Origin of the sequence: Massilia consociata, from assembly GCF_042432755.1 — a bacterium.
Taxonomy (GTDB): Bacteria; Pseudomonadota; Gammaproteobacteria; order Burkholderiales; family Burkholderiaceae_D; genus Telluria; species Telluria consociata.
The window spans coordinates 458,209-481,288 of sequence record NZ_JBHLWP010000009.1 but is presented as its reverse complement, the minus strand read 5'-3'; the positions used below and the strand labels follow the sequence as shown (position 1 = coordinate 481,288).

The 23,080-nt window shown below is 63.8% G+C and carries 21 protein-coding genes; 14 read left to right on the top strand and 7 right to left on the bottom strand.

Features of this window, described 5'->3' with window-relative positions; translation table 11 throughout:
* Positions 1 to 18: 18 nt before the first annotated feature.
* The 9 genes from queD (at position 19) to ACFFJK_RS09150 (ending at position 7,698) form a co-directional block, all read left to right on the top strand.
* Complete coding sequence (gene queD, locus ACFFJK_RS09190) at positions 19 to 465, top strand: 6-carboxytetrahydropterin synthase QueD (RefSeq protein WP_379678807.1); 447 nt, start codon at positions 19 to 21, stop codon at positions 463 to 465.
* A gap of 4 nt (positions 466 to 469) precedes the next feature.
* Positions 470 to 979: a tRNA adenosine(34) deaminase TadA gene (tadA, locus tag ACFFJK_RS09185; RefSeq protein WP_379678806.1), complete on the top strand. Its 510-nt coding sequence runs from the start codon at positions 470 to 472 to the stop codon at positions 977 to 979.
* 126 nt (positions 980 to 1,105) lie between these two features.
* The gene (locus tag ACFFJK_RS09180; RefSeq protein WP_379678805.1) at positions 1,106 to 2,032 is read left to right on the top strand and encodes an alpha/beta fold hydrolase; all 927 of its coding nucleotides are present in this window, start codon (positions 1,106 to 1,108) and stop codon (positions 2,030 to 2,032) included.
* A 10-nt stretch (positions 2,033 to 2,042) separates the two neighbouring features.
* The gene (ldcA, locus tag ACFFJK_RS09175) at positions 2,043 to 2,972 is read left to right on the top strand and encodes a muramoyltetrapeptide carboxypeptidase (protein WP_379678804.1); all 930 of its coding nucleotides are present in this window, start codon (positions 2,043 to 2,045) and stop codon (positions 2,970 to 2,972) included.
* A 24-nt stretch (positions 2,973 to 2,996) separates the two neighbouring features.
* Positions 2,997 to 3,440: a hypothetical protein gene (locus tag ACFFJK_RS09170; RefSeq protein WP_379678803.1), complete on the top strand. Its 444-nt coding sequence runs from the start codon at positions 2,997 to 2,999 to the stop codon at positions 3,438 to 3,440.
* Between the two features lie 137 nt (positions 3,441 to 3,577).
* Entirely contained in the window at positions 3,578 to 5,179 is a 1,602-nt protein-coding gene (locus ACFFJK_RS09165) for an ABC-F family ATPase (protein ID WP_379678802.1), read from the top strand.
* A 165-nt stretch (positions 5,180 to 5,344) separates the two neighbouring features.
* Positions 5,345 to 6,493 (top strand): quinolinate synthase NadA, encoded by a 1,149-nt coding sequence (nadA, locus tag ACFFJK_RS09160; protein ID WP_379678801.1) that lies wholly within the window; start codon positions 5,345 to 5,347, stop codon positions 6,491 to 6,493.
* Positions 6,490 to 7,374, top strand: a complete 885-nt coding sequence (gene nadC / locus ACFFJK_RS09155; RefSeq protein WP_379678800.1) for a carboxylating nicotinate-nucleotide diphosphorylase — start codon at positions 6,490 to 6,492, stop codon at positions 7,372 to 7,374. Before nadA ends, nadC begins: the two co-directional genes overlap by 4 nt.
* A gap of 45 nt (positions 7,375 to 7,419) precedes the next feature.
* Complete coding sequence (locus ACFFJK_RS09150; protein ID WP_379678799.1) at positions 7,420 to 7,698, top strand: hypothetical protein; 279 nt, start codon at positions 7,420 to 7,422, stop codon at positions 7,696 to 7,698.
* Between the two features lie 97 nt (positions 7,699 to 7,795).
* On the opposite strand, the gene ACFFJK_RS09145 is transcribed toward ACFFJK_RS09150, so the two are convergent.
* The 4 genes from ACFFJK_RS09145 to nadB form a co-directional block, all read right to left on the bottom strand.
* Positions 7,796 to 8,860: an alpha/beta fold hydrolase gene (locus ACFFJK_RS09145; protein ID WP_379678798.1), complete on the bottom strand. Its 1,065-nt coding sequence runs from the start codon at positions 8,858 to 8,860 to the stop codon at positions 7,796 to 7,798.
* On the bottom strand, positions 8,857 to 9,750 hold the full coding sequence (locus ACFFJK_RS09140; protein WP_379678797.1) for an NAD-dependent protein deacetylase: 894 nt from the start codon (positions 9,748 to 9,750) through the stop codon (positions 8,857 to 8,859). Before ACFFJK_RS09140 ends, ACFFJK_RS09145 begins: the two co-directional genes overlap by 4 nt.
* 104 nt (positions 9,751 to 9,854) lie before the next feature.
* Entirely contained in the window at positions 9,855 to 10,754 is a 900-nt protein-coding gene (locus ACFFJK_RS09135; protein ID WP_379678796.1) for a DMT family transporter, read from the bottom strand.
* Between the two features lie 46 nt (positions 10,755 to 10,800).
* Entirely contained in the window at positions 10,801 to 12,441 is a 1,641-nt protein-coding gene (nadB, locus tag ACFFJK_RS09130; RefSeq protein ID WP_379678795.1) for an L-aspartate oxidase, read from the bottom strand.
* A gap of 176 nt (positions 12,442 to 12,617) precedes the next feature.
* Here nadB and ACFFJK_RS09125 point away from each other — a divergent pair, with 176 nt between their 5' ends.
* Entirely contained in the window at positions 12,618 to 13,118 is a 501-nt protein-coding gene (locus ACFFJK_RS09125) for a pyridoxamine 5'-phosphate oxidase family protein (protein WP_379678794.1), read from the top strand.
* Positions 13,119 to 13,147: 29 nt separating this feature from the next.
* Here ACFFJK_RS09125 and ACFFJK_RS09120 read toward each other — a convergent pair whose 3' ends face one another.
* Positions 13,148 to 13,525, bottom strand: a complete 378-nt coding sequence (locus ACFFJK_RS09120) for a hypothetical protein (protein WP_379678793.1) — start codon at positions 13,523 to 13,525, stop codon at positions 13,148 to 13,150.
* 76 nt (positions 13,526 to 13,601) lie between these two features.
* Positions 13,602 to 14,063, bottom strand: coding sequence for a DUF411 domain-containing protein (locus tag ACFFJK_RS09115; RefSeq protein ID WP_379678792.1), 462 nt, complete (start codon positions 14,061 to 14,063; stop codon positions 13,602 to 13,604).
* 146 nt (positions 14,064 to 14,209) lie between these two features.
* Between ACFFJK_RS09115 and ACFFJK_RS09110 the strand changes: the two genes are divergently transcribed.
* Entirely contained in the window at positions 14,210 to 15,385 is a 1,176-nt protein-coding gene (locus ACFFJK_RS09110) for a tyrosine-type recombinase/integrase (protein ID WP_379678791.1), read from the top strand.
* A gap of 7 nt (positions 15,386 to 15,392) precedes the next feature.
* Here the strand turns inward: ACFFJK_RS09110 and ACFFJK_RS09105 are convergent, their stop codons facing one another.
* On the bottom strand, positions 15,393 to 15,671 hold the full coding sequence (locus ACFFJK_RS09105) for a hypothetical protein (RefSeq protein WP_379678790.1): 279 nt from the start codon (positions 15,669 to 15,671) through the stop codon (positions 15,393 to 15,395).
* A gap of 1,001 nt (positions 15,672 to 16,672) precedes the next feature.
* Here ACFFJK_RS09105 and ACFFJK_RS09100 point away from each other — a divergent pair.
* The 3 genes from ACFFJK_RS09100 to ACFFJK_RS09090 all read left to right on the top strand — a co-directional run bounded on the left by ACFFJK_RS09100 (position 16,673) and on the right by ACFFJK_RS09090 (position 23,076).
* Positions 16,673 to 19,732, top strand: coding sequence for an outer membrane beta-barrel protein (locus ACFFJK_RS09100; RefSeq protein ID WP_379678789.1), 3,060 nt, complete (start codon positions 16,673 to 16,675; stop codon positions 19,730 to 19,732).
* A gap of 690 nt (positions 19,733 to 20,422) precedes the next feature.
* Entirely contained in the window at positions 20,423 to 21,070 is a 648-nt protein-coding gene (locus tag ACFFJK_RS09095; protein ID WP_277477860.1) for a hypothetical protein, read from the top strand.
* Positions 21,067 to 23,076, top strand: coding sequence for a Mu transposase C-terminal domain-containing protein (locus tag ACFFJK_RS09090; RefSeq protein WP_258829903.1), 2,010 nt, complete (start codon positions 21,067 to 21,069; stop codon positions 23,074 to 23,076). The genes ACFFJK_RS09095 and ACFFJK_RS09090 overlap by 4 nt, the downstream gene beginning before the upstream one ends.
* Positions 23,077 to 23,080 lie beyond the last annotated feature (4 nt).

Sequence of the window (23,080 nt, the reverse complement as noted above, 5' to 3'; positions counted from 1 at the left end):
CAGATTCCTTCATCCGCAATGCTGACCATTACCCGCAAGCTGGAATTCGATGCCGGCCATCGCATTCCCGACCACAAGAGCCAGTGCCGCAACCTGCACGGCCACCGCTACACCCTCGAGATCACGCTGACCGGAGATGTCATCGATGCTGAAGGAAATTCCGACAACGGCATGATCATGGACTTCTCGGACGTCAAGACGCTGGCGAAAGAGCATCTGATCGACGTGTGGGACCATGCCTTTCTCGTGTACGAAAAAGACGACAAGGTGCGTGAGTTCCTCGCATCGCTGCCCGGCCACAAGACCGTGGTCATCGGCTGCATCCCGACCGTGGAGAACCTGGCGCGCGTCGCCTTCAACATCCTGAAGACGGTCTTTACCGACCGCTACGGTACCGGCCTGCGCCTGCACAAGCTGGTGCTGCACGAAACCCCAAACTGCTGGGCAGAGATCACGGACGCCTGATCGTATGGGTGACCCTATGCCGGAACGCTACATGCAACTGGCGATCGAGCAGGCGCGCCTGGCCTGGGCCGAGGGCGAGGTGCCGGTCGGCGCGGTCGTGGTCAAGGATGGGGAAGTGATCGCCACCGGCTACAACCAGCCGATCGGGCGCCACGACCCGACGGCCCACGCCGAGATCGTTGCGCTGCGCGCCGCGGCCGAAAAGCTTGGCAACTACCGCCTGCCCGGTTGCGAACTCTACGTCACGCTGGAACCCTGCATCATGTGCTCGGGCGCGATGATGCACGCGCGCCTGGCGCGGGTGGTGTACGCCGCGGTGGACCCGAAGACCGGCGCCGCCGGCTCCGTGGTCAACCTGTTCGAGCACGAAACGCTGAACCACCACACGACCGTGCAGGGCGGCGTGATGGCGCAAGAGGCCAGCAGCCTGCTCAAGGCCTTCTTCGCCGAACGCAGGGCCGCAGCCCGGAAAATCCCTTCCGCCGAACAGAAGCCGGTCGCCGATCCTGCCTGAGCGCCCCCACGCCATCGAAAGTGGTATGCTGGTTTCAAGCTGCCTCCGGGCTGCGAGGTTTTCCTGTCGCCCGACTGACGTCCGAATGATTTGATGCCGCGTGTGCCGCGGCGCCGACATCGTGCCATGCCTACGCTGAACGCCAACGGAATCCGCATCGCCTTCGACACCGCAGGCGACCCCAAGGCTGTACCGCTCCTGCTGGTACATGGCCTCGGCATGCAGCTGACCGCCTGGCCCGACGAGTTCGTGGACGGCCTGGTCGAGCTCGGCTTCTATGTCATCCGCTTCGACAACCGCGACTGCGGGCTGTCCACCAAGTTCGAGCAGGCCGGCGTGCCCAACCTCACGCTGGCATGGCTCAAATCCAAGCTCGGCTGGCCGTTACGCGCGGCCTACCGCCTCGACGACATGGCCGAAGACGCAATCGGCGTCCTGTCCGCGCTCGGCGTGGCCCGCGCCCACGTGGTCGGGGTTTCGATGGGCGGCATGATTGCCCAGATCCTCGCAGCACGTTATCCCCAGCGCATCCTGAGTTTGACCTCGATCATGTCGAGCACTTGCCGCCGCGGGCTGCCCGGGCCCACCAAGGAAGTGCGCAAGATGCTGTCCAGCCGGCCGGGCGACGCCGCCGACATCGAGAGCATCATCGACCAGGGCGTAAAGATCATGCGCGCCATCGGCAGCCCCGCTTATCCGACGCCGGAAAAACTGCTGCGCAAGCGCGTTGCCCGCTCGGTGCGCCGCAGCTATTGTCCCGGCGGCGTCGCACGCCAGATGATGGCAATCGCCGCCTCGGGCGACCGCTGCGCGCAACTGGCCACCATCACCGCGCCCGCGCTGGTCATCCACGGCGCCGCCGACCCACTGGTGCCGCCCGCCTGCGGCGAAGACACCGCCAGCCGGATCCCCGGCGCCCGCCTCGAGATCATCGAGGGCATGGGCCACGACCTCCCGCCGCAGTTGGCCGAGCGGCTCCTTGCCTTGATCGACGCCCACGCCAGGGGTAAGATGTTGCCAGACTCAACACCCCGCTTATTTGTCAAACAATAATCGTCAATCAGTGATCACCCCGAAAATCGGCATTGCCATCGTGGCGCCCGCCGGCCAGGCGCTCGAACCGTGCGCGGTCGACCGCGCCATCGCCCGCCTGGAAGGCCAGGGCTGCCTGGTCCACAACTACTACGACCACGCCTGCATCCATGAACGTTTCGGCGGCACCGACGAGGGCCGGCTGGCCCAGCTCCATGCGGCCGTCCAGGACCCGGACGTTCATCTCATCATGGCCCTGCGCGGCGGCTACGGCACCACCAGGCTGCTGCCGCACGTCGATTTCGAGGCGATCGCCGCCAGCGGCAAGCTGGTGGTCGGCTTCTCCGACATCACAGCCCTGCACATGGGCCTGTTCGCGCGCACCGGCGCGCTGAGTTATGCCGGCCCGATGATCACGCCGGATTTCGGCGTCGCCGAGCCGGTGCGGTTCACGCTCGACGACTTCTGGCGCTGCCTGGCGGGGCCGACCCACACCATTACCGAATGCGTGCCGGGCAACCCGCGGGTGCAGGAAGCCGGAACGGTCTGGGGCGGCAACCTGGCCATGCTCGTGTCCTTGCTGGGCACGCCCTGGTTCCCGCGCATCGACGATGGCATCCTGTATCTCGAAGACATTGCCGAGCATCCCTACCGGGTCGAGCGCCTGCTGCTGCAGCTGCACCAGGCCGGCGTCCTGGCCCGCCAGCGCGCCATCGTGCTGGGCGACTTTTCCGGCTACAAGCTGGGCGCCAACGACAACGGCTACGATTTCGACACCATGCTGGCCTACCTGCGCGCTACTTTGCCGGTTCCGGTCATACACGGGCTCACCTTCGGACACATTCCGACGCGCGTCACGATTCCGTTCGGCGCGCAGGGACAGCTGGATGCGGATGCCTGCGGGTTCACGCTCAAGCTGTCCGATTATCCGACGCTGCGCAGCGGTCCAGGCTGCGCCTGACCGGCTCGTCACGCAAGGATGCGCATGCGAGTCGAGCTAGTCCACTTCGACGAAGTGTTCGACGTAGCGGCTGGCCGTGGCGACTTCAGCTTCAGGAGCGGCGGCCACGCGTATTACGGCGTTACGTTTCGGAGCAATGCCATTCCGCAGGCAGGAGCGGCCTATGCCGTCGCGTTTGCCGAGCCGGGGAACTGGGCTAGCGTCCTGGGCTGGCGCGAGCTTCCTTCGGGAAAGCCGATCCTGAAATATCCGACCTGGTCGGAGTGGGTAGAGGAACTGGGCGACATCCTCATGTACGGGCCTTTCTTCGCGGTGGGTGGCTTCCTGTTCGGCGGCGCGGGCGGTGCCGCGGCAGTGCTGGCTGCGGCCGCCTGCGCGGTTTTCTTCAAGATCCGGCGTGTGACGCGGCGCAACCGCGAAGTCGCGCTCGGCTTGATGGCCGGGATCCCGTCCGGCCAACCGGCCTGACACAGGCAAGCGGGTAGGGGATTGGCGCCCCAGGCTGCGATAAACAGGGTGGGGCGTGCTAAAATGCAGGGTTTATCGGGCTGTTCGCGCGAATGTCGTGCGAACTCCGCGCAAACTCTGCTTCTAAAGGTTTCCTAGTGCTATCCACAGCCAATATCACGATGCAATTCGGCGCCAAGCCGCTGTTCGAGAACATCTCCGTCAAGTTCGGCGAAGGCAACCGCTACGGCCTGATCGGTGCGAACGGCTGCGGCAAGTCGACCTTCATGAAGATCCTCGGCGGCGACCTCGAGCCGTCGGCCGGCAACGTCAGCCTCGACCCGGGCGAACGCCTGGGTAAGCTGCGCCAGGACCAGTTCGCCTACGAGGACGTGCGCGTGCTCGACGTCGTCATGATGGGCCATACCGAGCTGTGGCACGCCATCTCGGAACGCGACGCCATCTACGCCAATCCGGAAGCGACCGACGAAGACTATATGCGCGCCGCCGAACTGGAAGGCAAGGTCGCGGAATACGACGGTTACTCGGCCGAAGCGCGCGCCGGCGAACTGCTGCTCGGCCTGGACATCGCCGGCGACCTGCACCAGGGACCGATGAGCGCCGTCGCGCCGGGCTGGAAGCTGCGCGTGCTGCTGGCACAGGCCCTGTTCTCGAACCCGGACATCCTGCTGCTGGACGAACCGACCAACAACCTGGACATCAACACGATCCGCTGGCTGGAGAACATCCTCAACGAGCGCAACTCGACGATGATCATCATCTCGCACGATCGTCACTTCCTGAACCAGGTCTGCACCCACGTGGCCGACATGGACTACGGCACGCTCAAGATCTATCCGGGCAACTACGACGACTACATGCTGGCCTCGACGCAGGCGCGCAACCAGCAACTGGCCAACAACGCCAAGGCCAAGGAAAAGGTCGCCGAACTGCAGGACTTCGTGCGCCGCTTCTCGGCCAACAAGTCCAAGGCCCGCCAGGCGACCTCGCGCGCCAAGATGATCGACAAGATCAAGATCGAGGAATTCAAGCCGTCCTCGCGCGCCTATCCGTTCGTCCGTTTCGAAGGCGAGAAGAAGCTGCACCGCCTGGCCGTCGAAACCGAAGGATTGTCGAAAGCCTACGACCGCCAGCTGTTCAAGAATTTCTCGATCATGGTCGAGGCCGGCGAGCGCATCGCGATCATCGGCGCCAATGGCGCCGGCAAGACCACGCTGCTGCGTTGCATCGGCGGCCAGGAGATCACGGGCCTCTCTAGCGACCAGGGCCGCGTGAAGTGGGCCGAGAACGCCAACGTCGGCTACATGCCGCAGGATCCGACCGAGGAATTTGCCGGCGGCGAGAACCTGACCGACTGGATGGGCCAGTGGACCCAGGAAGGCGACGACGACCAGGCGGTGCGCTCGATCCTGGGCCGCCTGCTGTTCGGCGGCGACGAAGTCAAGAAGTCGGTGAAAGTGCTGTCCGGTGGCGAGAAGGGCCGCATGATGTACGGCAAGCTGATGCTGGGCCGCCACAACGTGATGCTGCTCGACGAACCGACCAATCACATGGACATGGAATCGATCGAGTCGCTGAACATTGCGCTCGATAAATACGCCGGCACCCTGATCTTCGTCTCGCACGACCGCGAGTTCGTCTCTTCGCTGGCCACCCGCATCCTCGAGATCCGCGAGAACGAAATCGTGGACTTCCAGGGTAACTACGAAGAGTACCTCACGAGCCAGGGCATTGCATAAGGATGGGTAGGGTGGTCGGCTCTGCCGACCGCGCGTTCGACTCCGGCGCGATCTGCTACTGCGCTGCTACTACGCATAGCGGAGCTGGACGCGCGGCCGGGAAAACCCGGCCACCCTACGAGCGCCGGAACGCTTCCGCATACACATCATGAGACCGTCACCCACATGATTACAGCACCGATCAAGACATACGAATACGACCGCCCGCAGGTCGGCGACGCCTGCACCATCAATCCGGCCACGGCCGAGGCCTGGGCGCGCGTGCCCGCCACCCCGACCGCCGCCGAGAAGACGGAATTGAAGGAACGTATCAAGCGCCTGCTCAAGGAACGCAACGCGGTGCTCGTCGCCCACTATTACGTGGACGCCGACCTGCAGGACCTGGCCGAGGAAACCGGCGGCTGCGTGTCGGATTCGCTGGAGATGGCCCGCTTCGGCCGTGATCACCCGGCCCAGACCCTGGTGGTGGCCGGCGTGCGCTTCATGGGCGAATCGGCCAAGATCCTGAGCCCGGAAAAGACCATTCTGATGCCGGACCTGGACGCGACCTGCTCGCTGGACCTCGGCTGCCCGGCAGACGAGTTCGCGGCGTTCTGCGACCAGCACCCGGACCGCACCGTGGTCGTGTATGCCAACACCAGCGCCGCCGTGAAGGCGCGCGCCGACTGGATGGTGACCTCGTCGATCGGCCTGGACATCGTCAAGCACCTGCACGCGCAGGGCAAGAAGATCCTGTGGGCGCCGGACCGCCACCTGGGCGCATACATCCAGAAACAGACCGGCGCCGACATGCTGCTATGGCAGGGGTCCTGCCTGGTGCACGACGAATTCAAGGGCGTCGAACTCGACCTGCTCAAGGCCGAACATCCGGAGGCCAAGGTGCTAGTGCATCCGGAATCGCCGGCTTCGGTGGTGGCGCAGGCCGACGTGGTCGGCTCGACCACCCAGCTGATCAACGCGGCGGTCAACCTGCCGGCAACCACCTTTATCGTCGCCACCGACAACGGCATCCTGCACAAGATGCGCGCGGCCGCGCCGGGCAAGCACTTCATTGAAGCGCCGACCGCCGGCAACAGCGCCACCTGCAAGAGCTGTGCGCACTGCCCGTGGATGGCCATGAACGGCCTGAAGAACCTGGCGGACGTGCTCGAAACAGGCGCCAACGAAGTACACGTCGATCCGGAGATCGGCCGCCAGGCCAAGCGCGCAATCGACCGCATGCTCGACTTCGCCGCCGCCAAGAAGGCACAAGCCCTGCCGAGCGGTGCGCTCGAGCAGAACGCCAAGCTGTTCCAGGGAGTGGGCCCGGCATGACCACGTTGCGTAACCCGTTTATTTCCGAGGGCCGGTTCGACGAGAAACTGCAGTCGGCTTTCGAGACCAACATCCTGGCGGCGCTGCTGGAAGACGTCGGCACCGGCGACCTTACCGGCAAGCTGGTCCCGCTCGAGCCGCGCGTACAGGCCCGCGTAGTCGTCCGCGAAGAAGCCGTATTGTGCGGCGCGCCCTGGTTCGAAGGCGTGATGCTGGCCGTCGACCAGGACACCGAGATCGACTGGCAATACGCCGAAGGCGACGTGATGGCGAAGGATTCGGTGGTGTGCACCATCGAAGGCTGCCCGCGTTCGTTGCTCACGGCCGAGCGCGCCGCGCTGAACTTCATGCAGTTGCTGTCGGGCGTGGCGACTGCGACCCGCAGGTACGTCGATGTGATCCAGGGTACCAACGCGGCCATTCTCGACACCCGCAAGACCCTGCCGGGCCTGCGCCAGGCGCAGAAATACGCGGTACGCGTCGGCGGCGGCAAGAACCAGCGCATGGCGCTGTACGACGGGATCCTGATCAAGGAAAACCACATCGCGGCAGCCGGCGGCGTCACCAGGGCCCTGCATGCTGCCGACGCGCTGGGCGCCGGCGTGCCGGTACAGATCGAAGTCGAAACCATCGCCGAGCTGCAAGAAGCGCTGGCAGCCGGCGTCAAGTCGGTGCTGCTGGATAACTTCGACCTCGCCATGATGCGCGAAGCGGTGCGTGTGAATGCCGGCCGCGCACTGCTCGAGGCCTCGGGCGGCATCAACCTGGACACGGTGCGCGCCATCGCCGAGACGGGCGTGGACCGCATCTCGATCGGCAGCCTGACCAAGGACGTGCGCGCTACCGATTATTCGCTTCGTATCGTCGACAAGGTGGATTGAACAATGGATTGGAGCAGACTTCGCCTTTCGCTGGGCGCGCGTATCTTGTGGCTGGCACTCGGCCTCTTCCTGGGCCTGCCGTCGCTGTCGATCGGCATCAGCACGAACAGCACGGCCGACCTGTGCTTCGGCATCGGCATGTCCCTGGTAGGCATCCGGGGCTTCCTGCGTCCCGTGATGTTCGGAAAAGCGCTGAGGCTGGAGCAGGATCCGAGGACGTCCCAGGTGTCGATCGGCTCGCCGGCGCTGCACGGCGGCTTGGCACTCGTCACCTTCCTCGCGCTGACCGCAGGGATCGTCATCAAGTTCGTCATCAACGGCTGAGCGGCCGGGGACTGCAGGTTCCCGGCCTCGTCCGGCCCGTGCCGGAACGACTCCTCGGGCAGACGAAGCTTGCTGCTTGATCTTCAGTCGGGCAAGATCAGACCCCGCTCTCGCTGGCCCGCGCCAGCGCCTCGGCCTCCGGCGTGCGCATGTGCACCGGTTCGCCCACGTGGGCCGCGATCTCGTCGATCGCCGCCATCACCTTTTCCGGATGGGCGTAGTGGGTCATGTGGCCGACGCCAGGTTCCAGCAACAACTGGCTGTCCGCCAGGCGCTCGCTGAGACGCTCCGAGTTGTGGCCGCAGTCGATGATCTTGTCCCGCGTGCCGGCCACGACAACCGCCGGGACCTTCAGCTCGGTGTAGCGCTTCGCCAGCGACATCGCCGCCGGCACCATGAGGGCGGTTTCGGCCGCGCTGGCACGTAGCTGCTTCGGCCGCAGCGCCATCCATACCGGGAAACGCTTGAAGCGCTCGGCCACAGGCATCGGCGCGAACATCCGTTTCGTCAGTTTCGGCCACAACAGGCGCGTGAGCAGCGGCGAGACTGTATAGCGCATCAGGTCGCCAACGATGGGCACCGCCGGCTGCGCCAGGACCGGCACCTCGAGCCGCACGCTGGGGTAGTAGTAGCCCGACAGCAGCACCAGTCCGCGCACGAACTCCGGCGCCTGCAGACCCATTGCCAGCGCGACCATCGTGCCCCAGGAGTGGCCAACGACGATCGCGGATTCGACGCCCAGCTGTTGCAAGGCGCCGTGCAGCAGGGCCGCCTGCTTGTCCGGTGTCCAGACGGTGGTGCGCGGACGCTCGCTGTAGCCGAAGCCTGGCCGGTCGAACGCGATGACGCGGTAGTGCTCCGCCGCGCGTTCGAGCAGGCCGCTGGTGGCGAAATCTTCGGCATACACGCCATTGCCGTGCAGGAGCACCAGTGCCGGCCCGCTCCCGCGTTCGAGGTAATGCAGGCGCACGCCATCGACCTCGACGAAACGCCCTTGCGGCGGATTGTCGCGCTCGGCCTGCCTGGTCTTGGCGCGGACATAAAAGAAAGAGGCAGCCAGGCCGATGCCTGCCAGGACGGCGCCGGCGCTCAGCGCGCCGGAGCGGCGCGTGCCGCCGGTCCTTGTGGTGGTGCTTGTACTGCTACGGTAGCTTGTGGTCACAGAATTCCCCTATGGTCGATGACGGGTGGTGACTCCTCCGGCTCCTCCGCGTGGAGCAGGCCGGCTACGCGCGGCAGCAACCGCTCGGCCGACTCTTCTATCTTGAGTGCGATCAGGTGGTCGGCGCGGGTGCGTCCGAGGTTGATCGCGGCGATCGGCTTGCCATTCTCCGTCGCCATGCGGCAGAACCGGAAGCCCGAATACACCATCAGCGAGGAGCCGACCACCAGCAGCGCATCGGCCGCTTCCATCTGGGCCAGGGCGCAGGCCGTGCGCGGCGGCGGAATGCCGTCTCCGAAGAATACGACGTCCGGGGCGAGCGGGCCGCCGCAATGGACGCAGGCCGGCAGATTGAAACCCAGCAGCGAATCCGGTTCGATGGCGGCATCGCCGTCGGGCAAGGGCGTCGCCAGGGCATTGGCCAGCTCCGGGTTCGCTTCTTCGAGCTGGGTCTGGACGAATGCACGCGGGAACTGCGCGCGGCATCCCATGCAGATCACGCTGTGGATGTTTCCATGCAGCTCGAGGACCGCATGGCTGCCCGCCTGCTGGTGCAGGCCGTCGATGTTCTGGGTCAGCAGGTAGCCGAAGCGGCCGTGCTGTTCGAGTCCGGCAAGGGCACGGTGGCCGGGATTGGGGGCCGCCCGCGCGATGACCGGCCAGCCGACCATGCTGCGTGCCCAGTAACGGCGCTGGATGTCGACCGAGCGCCGGAATTCCGGCCCCTGGATAGGTAGGCGGCCGCGGCGGGTGCCGTCGCGGTCGCGGTAATCGGGAATGCCCGAGGCGGTGGACAGGCCTGCGCCCGTCAGTACCAGCGTGCGCGGATACCGTTCCAGGAACTCCGCCAGCCTCTCGGCATGGTCTTGAACGGTGTAACCTTCTGCCATGTTGCGTGATCCTCCATTGGCTGGGATCGTAACATCACGCTCCACGGCACCGAAACACGTTTCGCTACCGTATCTTCCGGCTTGTTGAACGAGGTTCGGCCGCCTCAGCGGGCGGACACCGCGATCCCGCCGACGATCATGGCGAAGGCCAGCACGTGGTACAGGTGCGGCGCTTCCCCGAGGAAGGCCGAGGACAGCAGCGCCGTGAACAGGGGCGTCAGGTTGATGAAGAAGGCGCCGATGTTCGGGCCGGCGCGCTGAACCCCCGCACCCCAGCAGCCCATCGCCAGGATCGCCGGACCCAGCGCCACATACAGCAGCGCCGCGCCCAGGCTCCAGCTCCAGCCGACCTCTACCCCCTGCAGCGCCCATTCGCCACCGGTCAATGCTGCCGACCACAGCACGCCATAGCCTACCTGCACCAGCAGGAAGGCCGCCCAGTCCGCACGCAGCGCCGGCGCATCCTTTTTCTGCATCAGCATCCAGCTGTAGAAGGACCAGGCGATCGTCGCCAGGATCATGTACAGGTCGCCGATGACGAGCTGCAGGCTTAGCAGCTCGCCCAGGTCGCCGCGGCACAGCACGACCAGCACGCCGGCGACCGAAAGCACGGCACCGGCGACCTGGCGCGGACGCACCGGTACCCCGTAGAACAGGCGTCCGACCAGCAGCATCCAGACCGGCACCCCGGAGGCGACCAGGGTGACGTTGATCGGCGAGGAGCTCTGCAATGCCAGGTACTGCAGCGAGTTGTACAGGCCCACGCCCAGCAGCCCGAGGACGGCGTAGCGGCGCCAATTGGACAAGGCGCCGCTGCCGTGCCGGAATGCGGCCCTGCCCAGCGGCACCAGCACCGCGAGCGCGATGGTCCAGCGGATCAGGTTGAGCGTCATCGGCGGTACGGCGTCGCGCACCAGGCGGCCGACGATGGCATTGCCGGCCCACAGGACCGGCGGCACGGTCAGCAGCAGGATGGTGGAAGGCGTGAGGGAGGGGCGGTTCATGGCGGGGAAGCCGGCCCCGCGATACGGGGCCGGTAGAAGCGGGGAGTCAGCGGCGGTCCGGCGTCAGCACGCTCGGCAGTGCCTTGGGAAGCGTGTCCGGGAAGTCGCGAGAATAATGCAGGCCGCGGCTTTCGTGGCGCGAGAGCGCGCTGTTGACGATCAGCGAAGCGACCTCGACCAGGTTGCGCAGTTCCAGCAGGTCGTGCGTGATGCGGAAGTTGCGGTAGTACTCGTCGATCTCCTCCTTCAGCAGCGCGATCCGGTGCTGGGCCCGCTCGAGGCGCTTGGTGGTGCGCACGATGCCGACATAATTCCACATGAAGCGGCGCAGTTCGTCCCAGTTGTGGGCGATGACGACTTCCTCGTCGGCGTTCGTGACGCGGCTCTCGTCCCAGGGCGGCAGGGCCGGGTTCTCGATCTTCGGCGCGGCCGCGATCTGGTGCGCGCAGGCGCGCCCGATGACGACGCATTCGAGCAGCGAATTGCTGGCCAGGCGGTTGGCGCCGTGCAGGCCGGTGCAGGCGGTCTCGCCGACGGCATACAGGCCCGGGATGTCGGTGCGCCCGGCCAGGTCGGTGACGATGCCGCCGCAGGTGAAGTGCACCGCCGGCACCACCGGGATCGGTTCCTTCGTGATGTCGATCCCCAGTTCCAGGCAGCGCGCGTAGATGGTCGGGAAGTGCTCCTTGAGGAATGCCGGATCCTGGTGGCTGATGTCGAGGTGGACGTAGTCGAGGCCGCGCTTCTTCATCTCGAAGTCGATGGCGCGCGCGACGACGTCGCGCGGGGCCAGTTCGCCGCGCTCGTCATGTGCCGGCATGAAGCGGGTGCCGCCGGCGGCGCCTGCCCCTGGCGGCAGCTTGAGCAGGCCGCCTTCGCCGCGGATCGCTTCGGTGATCAGGAAGGACTTTGCATAGGGGTGGTACAGGCAGGTCGGGTGGAACTGGATGAATTCCATGTTCGAGACCCGGCAGCCGGCGCGCCAGGCCATGGCGATGCCGTCGCCGGTGGCGGTGTCCGGGTTGGTCGTGTACAGGTAGACCTTGCCGGCGCCGCCGGTGGCCAGTACGGTGTGCTCGGCCTCGAAGGTCAGCACCTGGCCGCTCTCTTCGTCCTGCACGTACAGTCCATAGCAGCGCGGCTGGCCGACCAGGTGCGGAATACCACCGTGAATCGCGCCGTGCACGCCCGAGCCGGTGAGCTTGTCGGAGGTGATGACGTCGATCGCGCAGTGGTGCTCGAACAGGGAGATGTTCGGGTGCGCGCGCACCTTCTGCTCCAGCGTGACCTGCACCGCGTGGCCGGTGGCGTCGGCGGCGTGGATGATGCGGCGCTGGCTATGGCCGCCTTCGCGGGTGAGGTGAAAGCCCAGTTCGGCCGAGGCGTCGCGCGTGAACGGCACCCCCTGTTCGATCAGCCATTCGATGGCCGCGCGGCCGTTCTCGACGATGTAGCGGGTTGCCGCTTCCTCGCACAGTCCGGCGCCGGCCACCAGGGTATCGGCGATGTGCTGGTCGTGGCTGTCGGCGGAATCGAGGACGGCGGCGATGCCGCCTTGTGCCCAGTTGCTGGCACCGTCCAGCAGCGCGCGTTTCGAGATGATTGCCACCTTGCGGGTCTGGGCCAGGTGCAGGGCGACCGACAGGCCGGCAAGTCCGCTGCCGACGATTGCAACGTCAAATTTCATTGGGATGTGTTGTGGATGTTGTTTTTGTAGCGAGGCATCACTATAGACGATTTGCACATTCCGCGCCGGGGCCTTGCCAGAGGGACAAGGGCGGGACAGTGTTCGCAGCCGCACCGATGACCCGGGTGCGGCGCGCTAGCATCGATCCCACCACCAATCAAGCAACGGGGAATGCCATGTCAGCACACAATGCCCAGGCACGCGCTGCCGCCTTGTCGGACAAGATCGGATCGATGCGCTTCGCCATGTTCACGACGCGCGATGCCAACGGCCACCTGGTCAGCCAGCCGATGACCAACCAGCAGGTCGACGCCGAGGGCGGCCTGTGGTTCTATACCCGCAGTACGACCGAACTGTGGGACAACATCGCCCACGAACCGGAAGTCAACGTCAGCTTCGCCAACAGCGACGACAGCACCTACGTCTCGGTGAGCGGGATCGCCGAGCGCGTGGTGGACCGTACCCAGGTCCAGGCGATGTGGAACCCGATGGTACAGGCCTGGTTCCCGGCCGGGCCGGAAGACGAGCACGTGGTCCTGGTGCGGGTGATGCCGCATGCGGCCGAATACTGGGACTCGAACGACAGCAAGATGGTGCGCCTGTTCGCGATGGCCAAGGCCGCGGTCACCGGTACGACGCCGGACGTGGACGCCGACCACGGCACCATCCGCATGTAGCAGACCTGCCGCCCCCGGCAGCAGACCGCCTAGCGTGCCGGAGGCAGGTCGCGCTCGTCCTGGTTGCCGCCGGTTTCCGGCGTGCCCAGGCCGGTGCCGGTCGGGCTGGCCTGGTCGGGGCGGGTGTCCTGCGGGCCGCGGCCCGCGTTCGTCATGGCACTGCCTTCGGCCACGACGTGCTCGCCCTCGTGCTCGCTCCCGTGCGCATGCCCGTGCCGGCTGGCCGCCACCGTGCCGTCCGGCGCGTTGGCGGTCTCGCCGGCCTGGTTGCGCGTCAGCCCATCGCCGCCGCTGCCCCCGGTCTCCTGCTGGGTCTCGTGCTGCGGGGTCGCGCCTTGCTGGCCGCTGGTGGTGCCGCCGACGCCGAGCGTCGTGGATGGGTCGTTCTGAGTGGTCTGGTTGGGCATGTCGGCCTCCATGTGCATGGAAGCCGATTATCGCCCAGCCGCCACCGGCCAGGCGCGCGCTTTCGGACCGGCCGGCCTAGCGGCCCGCCTGGCGGTCCCCTTCGTAGCGCTTGTATATGTCCGTCTTGCCGCCATCCTTCACCAGCAGCACCTCGTACGTATCCTTGCGCGAACCTTCCATGCCGGGCGAGCCCATCGGCATGCCCGGCACCGCGAGCCCGCGCGCTTTCGGTTTCTCGGCCAGCATGCGCTTGATGTCGGCGGCCGGCACATGGCCCTCGACCGCATAGCCGCCCACGCGGCCGGTGTGGCAGGAACCGTACTGCGCCGGGATGCCGAATTTTTCGCGGTAGCCGGACGGGTCGTCCACATCCTGGGCCTTCACCGTGAACCCGTTGGCTTCGAGGTGCTTGATCCACTGCTTGCAGCAGCCGCAGGTCGCGGTCTTGTAGACCTCGATGACCGGTTGGGCTGCGCCGGCGGCGAAGGGAAGGGAGAGCAGGGCGGCGAGCGCCGCCTGGTTCAGGAAACGGGACATGAAGGCTCCAATGAGGGGACGGAAGGCGCCAATACTATACCGGAACGGCGGCGTGAACGGCTACGGAAGCGGCATCCCGCGGCGCCCTTGGTGCCGGTCGAGCACGGTGCTATACTGTACATAATCACAGTATTACTTGCATCACCATGCCCCATTTCCTCCCGATCGACCTCGATCCGCCGCCCGAAGATACGCTGGAGCGCACCGCTGCAAGCGCCCGCGGCGGGGTATTTCGCGGCATCGCGGACGAACCGGTCACCGACGCCCAGACCGACGCCGAACTGGCACGCGAATACATCGGCCATGGCGAACTCAGTCCGAAGTCGATCGCCAACACGCAGAAGGAGCTGTACCGTTTCCTGACCTGGTGCCGCGAAGAGGCGCGCAAGACCTTCCACCAGTTGAACGTGGCCGACCTGAACGCCTACAAGGAGTTCATCCGCAATCCACCGCCGGAATGGGTCTCGGCGACGAAGTGGCCGCGCAACGATCCGCGCTACCGTCCGTTCTCGGGCCCGCTGTCGGATGCGAGCCGGCGCCAGGCGATGATCGCCGTGAAGGGCTTGCTCAACTATGCCGAGCAGACCGGCTACCTGCGGCGCAACCCGGCCCGGCTGGTGCGTAACGTGCGGGCGCCGCATGCAAGCCGCATCACGCGCTACCTGACGCCGGAAGCCATCGCCCATGCGATCGATACGGTGGGCGCGCGCAGCGCCGACACCCCGGCGGCGATCCGCCAGCGCGAGCGCGACCGTTTCCTGCTCATCGCCTTCGCCCAGACCGGCGCGCGGTTGAGCGAGATCGTCAGCGCGAACATGGGCGCCGTGTACAGCGAGGGTGACGGCCGCTGGTGGCTGGACGTGATGGGAAAGGGCGCCAAGCCGCGCCGGCTGCCGGTTCCGCCGGCGATGCTGGCCGCCTACCGCGCTTACCGCGGGGCCTTCAACCTGCCGCCCGAGGCCAACCGCACCGACCGCACCCCCCTCGTGCTGTCGAGCCGGAGCAAGGAGCCGGCGCGCATCACCGACGAAGCGGCCTCCGAGGCCCTGAAGGCCGTGTTCCTTGCCGCGGCCGGCAATGCCGCGGCGAAGGGCGACGGCGACAGCGCGGCGGCGCTGCGCCAGGCTTCAACCCATTGGCTGCGCCACAGCATGCTGACCAACCATGCCAACAGCGGCGTGCAGCTCAAGACGCTGCAGGACACCGCCGGCCACGCCAACATCGCCACCACGGCGGCCTACCTGCACAAGCGCGATCACGAACGGCACGACGAGATCCTGGGATCGGGCTCGCGCCTGGTCCCTCCGGACAAGTCCGGATAGCCTTCGCTCAGATGGGCAGTTCGGACGTGCCGCCGGCCGAGCCGCCGAAGTTCTGCAGGTCGTCGAGCGAGAGCCGGCGTTCGTTCAATGCGGCGACGATTGAAGCGAGCTGCTCCTGGTCGGGCTGCAGGTAGACAATCCGCTGCTCCAGTTCGTTGTCCCAGTACTTGGTATAGGGCACATCGGTTTCCGCCATGACTTTGGCGTCGAAGCTGCCGTCCATCATCTCGCCGACCAGCATCACCTTGGTGGTGTCCGGCGTCGTGTTCTTCACGGTAATGGCCATGCTCATCCTTTCGAGTGATCAGTTCGCATAAGCACATTCTTACCCACTTGAGCATCCGGGCGCAAACGGGCGTGCGCCATCCGTGCGCGGGCGCGTGTCCCCAGCGCAGGTGCGGCGGGGGAGGTAGTCCTCAACTGGCGCCACCACCGCCGCGCCAGCGTCGATGGGCGACTCCTGCCTGCGCTGGGTATGCGCGTGTCATGGCGGGGGAGCATGGTCCATGACGGGCGGGCGGGGCAGCGGCGCCCGTGCCCCACTGCGCGACCCGGGCAGAAGGGCAGGACCGGCACGACCGGCGTGTAAAAGCATGGGGTGGAAACGGATTTTGCAGGGGGAGGGAACGCCAAGCGTAGCGGCAGGCACTCGCGGAAAAGGCGGGTCTATGGAAAGTGGGCCGTGTTTGCCAACGTCCCGTATTGGTGCCGGTACGAACTGCTACAAACTGGCTGCCTTCCCAAACAACATGCCGGGCAGAACTACCGCAACTACCTGTCCTCAGCTCAAAAACGTACAAAAGAGGTTACCCATAGGCGTCATCCCCAGCCAGGATCGAACTCGACATTATGTATGCTAATGTCGAGTAGATTTCGTTGTACCGCAAGGTGGGAGGCGAACTATCGGGTAGGTCGGACACCTACCCGGTTCACCAGTATGAATGACTCTTGAACGATGGTGCCCGCTCCCGGCGGTTGCGTTTTCACAACATCAATTTGGCGCGCCCCCCGGCCGGCGTCTCCCGCGTCCACTGCGCGATTTGCAGCGAAAAGTGCCGGATGAGCCCGTATCTCCCGCGTATTTACGAATATTGACAATCTGCATGCTAATCGCATGCTGAAACCGGAATTTCTATTTCGCAAACGTTGCTCGCAACAATGTAGTTTATACATACAATCGTTGCATTCTTCTTAGCGCCGGACAGCCCACGATGCTGCCCGTGGCCGGGGGAGATGTCAGCCTGCTTCCACCTTGGCGGCAGATATACAGAGAATAGGAGAGAGTTCATGGCAGTAAAAACGAAACTGGCCCGTTCGCTTGCCCTCGCATTCGGGGCGACCGCACTGACGCTGGGCATGAGTTCGACAGTACTGGCGCAATCGAATACAACGGGTAACGTGTACGGCGTGGTCGAGAGCCCGGCCGGCGCGACAGTCGTGATCGAAAACCTGGACACCAAGCTGCGCCGGACTGCCTCCGTGGAGAGCAACGGCCGCTTCGCGGCTACCTCGCTGCCGCCGGGCCGCTACTCGGTCCAGCTGGTGCGCAACGGCACGGTCATCCAGACCCGCGAAGTCGAGGTGCTGATCGGCCAGGGCGCCGAAGCCGTGTTCACGACCCAGCAGGTGCAGGTGGTCGGCCGCCGCCGCGCGATCGACGTGACCAACACCAACAACGGCGCCATCTTCACTGCGGCCCAGCTGCAGAACCTGCCGGTTGCCCGCAACGTCGAGTCGATCATCCTGATCGCGCCGAACACGACCCAGGGCGACAACCGCTACCCGAACGGCGCCAACAGCTTCGGCGGCGGCGCGGTCTCTGAAAACGCCTATTACGTCAACGGTTTCCCGGTCACCAACCCGCTGACCCAGCTGGGTTACATGGAACTGCCGTTCGGGGCGATCAGCCAGGCGCAGATCCTCACCGGCGGCTTCGGCGCGGAATTCGGCCGCTCGGTCGGCGGGGTTGCCAACATCACGACCAAGAGCGGCACCAACCGCTGGGAAGTGGGCGGCATCGCGCAATGGGAACCGAAGAAGCTGGGAGCCAGCCAGGTCGACATCTACTACCCGGTCGTGGGCGCGACCAATACGGCCGCGACCGACGGCACCCTGTACCGCCGCCGTTCGGAAAACGAAACCGATCGCAAGCTGGTCGGCGTCAACGTCGGCGGTCCGCTGATCCAGGACAAGCTGTTCTTCTTCGGTTCGCTGGAGCAGTCGCGGACCGACTTCTCGGGCACCAATGCCGTTAACGGCCTGCGTACCAGCACCTCGGCCGGCATCCGCGGCTGGGAAGAGTCGGAAACCGAGACCACCCGTTACCTGGTCAAGCTGGACTGGAACATCAACGACAACCACCGTCTCGAGTACACCGGCTTCGGCGATACGTCGAAGAAGGACAAATACCTCTCCGGCTATAACTACGCCACCAGCGCTCGCAACGGCGTCATCGGCGCGAGCGAACACTACAAGAACTTCTCGGGCGAAACGCCGGTCGGCGGCATCGTCAACATTGCAAAATACACCGGCATCCTGACCGACAACCTGACGCTGACCGCCCTGTATGGCCGTTCGACCACCAAGCACGAGAACACCTACGGCACGTATCCGGGCGTGAACCCGAACGTCTACCAGGTCTCGTCCACGGTCGCGGCACGCGTCCCGGGACTTTCCTATCCCAACCCGAACCCCATCAGCGGCAACATTCCGGTAACGGGTGGCCGGGATACGGTCGAATCCGCGCGTCTGGACCTGGAATACAAGATCGGCAACCACACGATCCGCGCCGGTATCGACGAGAACCGTCTGAGCTCGGTGGACGCCGGCCTGTACCGCGCCGGCGGCGGTCTCTGGACCTATGCGCGCAGCGCCCAGCCGCCTACCACCCCGATTCCGCTGCAGAACGTGGTCGTGGCGCCCGCCAGCGGCGGAGGCTATGGCCTCCAGGGTTACTACGTGACCGAAACCAAGTTCACCTCGGTGACCGACGCCTATTCGGACCAGTCGGCGCAATACATCGAAGACCGCTGGCAAGTCACCAAGGACCTGCTGCTGACGATCGGCGTGCGTAACGAGCAGTTCGAGAACCGTAACGGCGACCAGCAGAAGTTCATGGACATGAAGGACCAGATCGCCCCGCGCTTCGCGGCATCCTGGGACGTCAACGGCGATTCGAGCTTCAAGGTGTTTGGTACCGCCGGCCGCTACTTCGTGCAGGTCCCGACCAACATCTCGGTCCGTGGCGCATCGCGTTCGCTGTTCACCACCCAGTCGTTCACCTACACCGGCGTCGATCCGACCACCGGTGCACCGCAGGGCCTGGTAGCGCTGGTGCCGGCGCCGTTCTCGACCAACAACGAGTACTTCCAGGTCAAGCACCCGAACAGCGTTGCCGCCACCAACCTGCGTCCGACCTTCCAGGACGAACTGACGCTCGGTTTCGAACGCGCGCTCACGCCCGACCTCACGTTCGGCGCCCGCGCAACCTACCGCACCCTGCGCTCGACCATCGACGACATGTGCGACGACCGTCCATTCAAGGCGTGGCTGGCACGTAACCCGAACGTGGACACCAGGAACTGGACCGGCTTCGGCTGCGCGGCCTTCAACCCGGGCGAGGACAACACCTTCCTGGTCGACTTCGCCAACACCGGTACCAACCTGACGGAAGTGAAGCTCTCCAAGGCCGACCTCGGCTTTGACGATGCGAAGCGCACCTACAAGGCGGTGGACCTGTTCCTTGAGCATCCGTTCCGCAACGGCTGGTACGGCCGCGTGAACTACACCTGGTCGAAGAACTACGGCAATACCGAGGGCCAGACCCAATCGGATATCGGCCAGCTCGACGTGTCGCACACCATCAGCTGGGACAAACCCGAGCTGATGCGCGACAAGTACGGCCCGCTGCCGAACGACCGCACCCACCAGCTGAAGGCCTTCGGCTTCTACCAGGTCACGCCTGAGTGGATGGTCGGCGGCAACCTGCTGGCGCAATCGGGCCGTCCGATGAACTGCCTGGGCGCCGACCCGACCGTGCCGGCCGCACACAGCTATGGCTCGTACTACGCGACTTGCTTCGGCCGTCCGGCTCCGCGCGGCTCCGAAGGCCGCCTGCCGTGGACCACGCGCCTGGACCTGAACGTGGCCTACCTGCCGTCCTTCGTCCCGGGCCTGTCGGTGAAACTCGACGTGTTCAACGTCGCGAATCGCCAGACCACCCAGTCGATCCAGGAAATGCTGAACAGCGGTTCGACCCAGACCAGGCTGGACAGCTACCAGCGTGTCCTGTCGACCCAGACGCCGCGTTATGGGCGCTTCACGGTCGAGTACAACCACAAGTTCTAAGCCTTGAGCTGCTTGTCTTGAACGAAGCCGCGGGCGCAAGCCCGCGGTTTTTTTCGCGCCTGTCTTTCTGCCGGGGCAATGTGTTCCGAGGATGCCGCGGAAAGCCTGGCGTGCCTGGTCGTCCCTGGGCAGGCGAAGGGGAACAGTGCGTCGCTGGGAGGGTAGGTGTGTATCTTGGGTAACGGGTACTGCGGAACCGTCCGGCGAACTAAATTCGACCTGTCTCGTTCGCATGTAACTATTTGATTCTACGCGATTTCTTTACTCTGCTATCTCAAAGTTAGTTCGCTTTATCGCGAACTAACTTTGAAACTCGGCGAACGCGCGAACTAATTCTGAAACTTCGCGATGACTCTGGCCTGGGGTGCGCTGCCACCTAGAGCGGTTTCGCCCATGCGAGTCAATTGGAAGGTCTTCATACTCTATTCAATGGAGTTCACTCGGCACCCTTCATGAAGGTCCCTGTAGATCTCGCAGACATGCCGGCAAAGACTTCATCATAGCCTTCTTGCGCGGCCTCAATGTCGCGAATCGCAGGCTTCTCAACCAAAAACTGGATCCAACGATCTTAGACTCAAACGCCTAACAGCACATCAGAGGGTAGAGCAGGGCCGCGGAAAAATGTTATGGCACAAAAAGATTCTCTAAGTTAAGATTGCCTAATCGCTAACGTTGGGTTCAGGAGGTGTCATGTCTGTTCCACTGAGGTTCGCAAGTCCCACTGACAATAGTCGTCCGCACGGAAGCCATCGCTATGATGTGTTCGGTCCCAAGATACAACGGCAGTTGGCACTCTTCGGACGTGACGCGCTCGATGCATGGACTCTGCTTGAGGCCGATCCAGACGTCGTAGCCTATTGCGAGCGTCCGCTTAGCCTCCCCGACCTTAAGCGCAAGCGGGTAGTGGATTTCTGGGTCTGCCGGAAGGAACGCGAAGAATTCATTTTTCTACTGCGCCCCAGCGAACTTGCATCCAGATTAGATCATCCTTCTTCGATCCCAGCGTTCAGGGCCTGGGCTGCTAGTTCGAACGTCGAGCCTGCCTTCGTGGATCCTGATGACATTGCGCGGCAAAAATTGTTGTTGTCGAATTGGGAGTCTTTCCTCTGCGACCTCTCTGCTTTTGGAAGATATGTTCCAAAGGCATTATCGGACCAGGTACTAAAAGCGCTTCCTTCCTTTAAAACCCTGACCGAACTCGAGCAACATTTCGCTGAAGAGGATCCCGTACTGTTACGTGTTGCGGTCGTGTCCTTACTTCACCAGGGGCGTGCAATATGCAGCACCCTTGGAAGCGAAACGTTCTCGTCCCGAACTGTGATCGAGGCTAAATCATGAAAGAGCTAGTCTTTGGGGCGCTGAAGTTTGACAGATTCTCGATACCTGAGCACCTGGCCGACCTCATAAGCTGGCCTGCCGTCGATCCAATGGCACTTTCAGAGGAGTCGCGATCCTCCTTCAAGCAGCTTTGCGAAGCTATCACAATCTTCCTGACAGACCCACACACACCTGTCTCCATCATCCTCGAGACCACTGGAGTGACCAGGGCCTCACTATATCGTGCGCTCGCTCGTTGCTGGAAAAAACACCCTGATGGGCGCATCTACGGATTCCGAGGGGCCATTCCCTATAGTCGACTGAAGTCCTACGAACGATCCGCAGCGATACGTGAGGAAATGTTGGGGCACGGCGGTTCATCGGGGGCATTCCAGCGCTTGTTGCGCAACTATCCGAATATCGAGAAGCTTCTGAACAAGCATGCAAGGAAACGCAACGAGAAGATAAAGTCGGCGCGCGAAGTGCGCAAGCCACTTCGAGAGGTGCACGATCTATTCCTCAAAGCGTGCCGTACGGAAGGGATCAAGCCAAACGAATACCCGTTCACCGAGAGTCGACTCGGCTTTCGAACGCTGCAAAAGTATTTCAAAACCATGGCAGAGAAGGAATACGGGACAGCAGTGACCAATGCAGGCGGCCTGAAGGCGGGTGCGGCGGTAAGTGGTAAAGAACAGGCGCCTGCTGCCACGCGTGCGTTCGAAGTCGTTGAGTTTGACGGGCACAAGATCGACCTACGTTTGACGGTAAAACTGAAGGATCCCTTCGGGTTCGAGCAGTGTCTCGAACTTCACCGCATCTGGATTCTTGTGCTTCTCGATGTCTATTCGAGAAGCGTGATTGGGTATTCGCTCGCCCTTGGAAAAGAATATAACAAGGACGACGTGGCAACCGCATTGCAGTCAGCGCTCAGCCCATTCGCGCCACGCTCGTATACGATTCCTGGTCTCCAAATAAAGGCTGGTGGAGGTTTTCCATCGTCATCGGTTCCAGGCGCCGCGTACGCGTGCTGGAACTGGTTGCGTGTCGACGGCGCAAAGTCGCATCTCGCCGTGGATACGCAGATCAGGTTAAACCAGATTATCGGCTGTTGGTCGGACAATGGGCCGGCTGGTGAGCCAAACGAGCGACCCTTCATCGAACGTTTTTTTCACCTTATCTCACTTCACTTCGCGCACCGACTGCCGGGAAATCTGGGGAGTGATCCGTCGTCAATAGAGAGGGCCCTCAGCGATCCTGGCTCTGATATCTCTCTGCTAGTGGAGTATCACGAATTGGAAGAACTGATCGAAGTTCTTCTCGGAAATTATAACGGTGAACCTCACGGCGGCATTGGCGGGCGCACTCCGTTGGAGGCGGTCGCATATTCAGTGAATCGACCTGGATATTTACGAAAGCTTCCAGTATTCCTGCGCTCAAGTCTTTGCCTGTTACAGGAGGCTCGCGTCGTTACAGTGAAAGGTTCACTTCGAAACGGCGTCCGTCCCCACATCAACTTCTCCAACGCTCGGTATACCAACGAAGTCTTGGCTAGTAATGCTGGATTAATTGGAAAAAAATTGCGAATCTATTATGACGTTCGGGACATCCGAGTTGTGAAGGCGTTCTTCGAAGATGGATCGGAACTCGGCATTTTAACCGCAGCGCGGCCATGGTGCTTTACGCCGCATTCGCTTCGCGTTCGACAAGAGATACATCGCCTGATAGCAGAGAAAAAGCTGCTCGTCCGAGAAGGTGAAAACCCGATCGAACTGTGGGAAAAATACAAGTGGAGCCAAGCTCAAACAAACAAGAAGGCGGCAAATGATTTAGCGAAAGCACATGTGAACGTTTCGTTGCTTCCCCCGGCAAGCGCCCCAGCTCCACGCGTACCGGAGAACAGTTTAGCTAGCCGAACTCTCCGTGCAAGCAGCGAGGAGCAGAAAGAAAACACCGCTGAACCAAATTCCTCCGATCTGACTCCAGCGCAGCCACGGGTTCTTAAAATCCGTCGTACTGTTACATTCTAGGAGT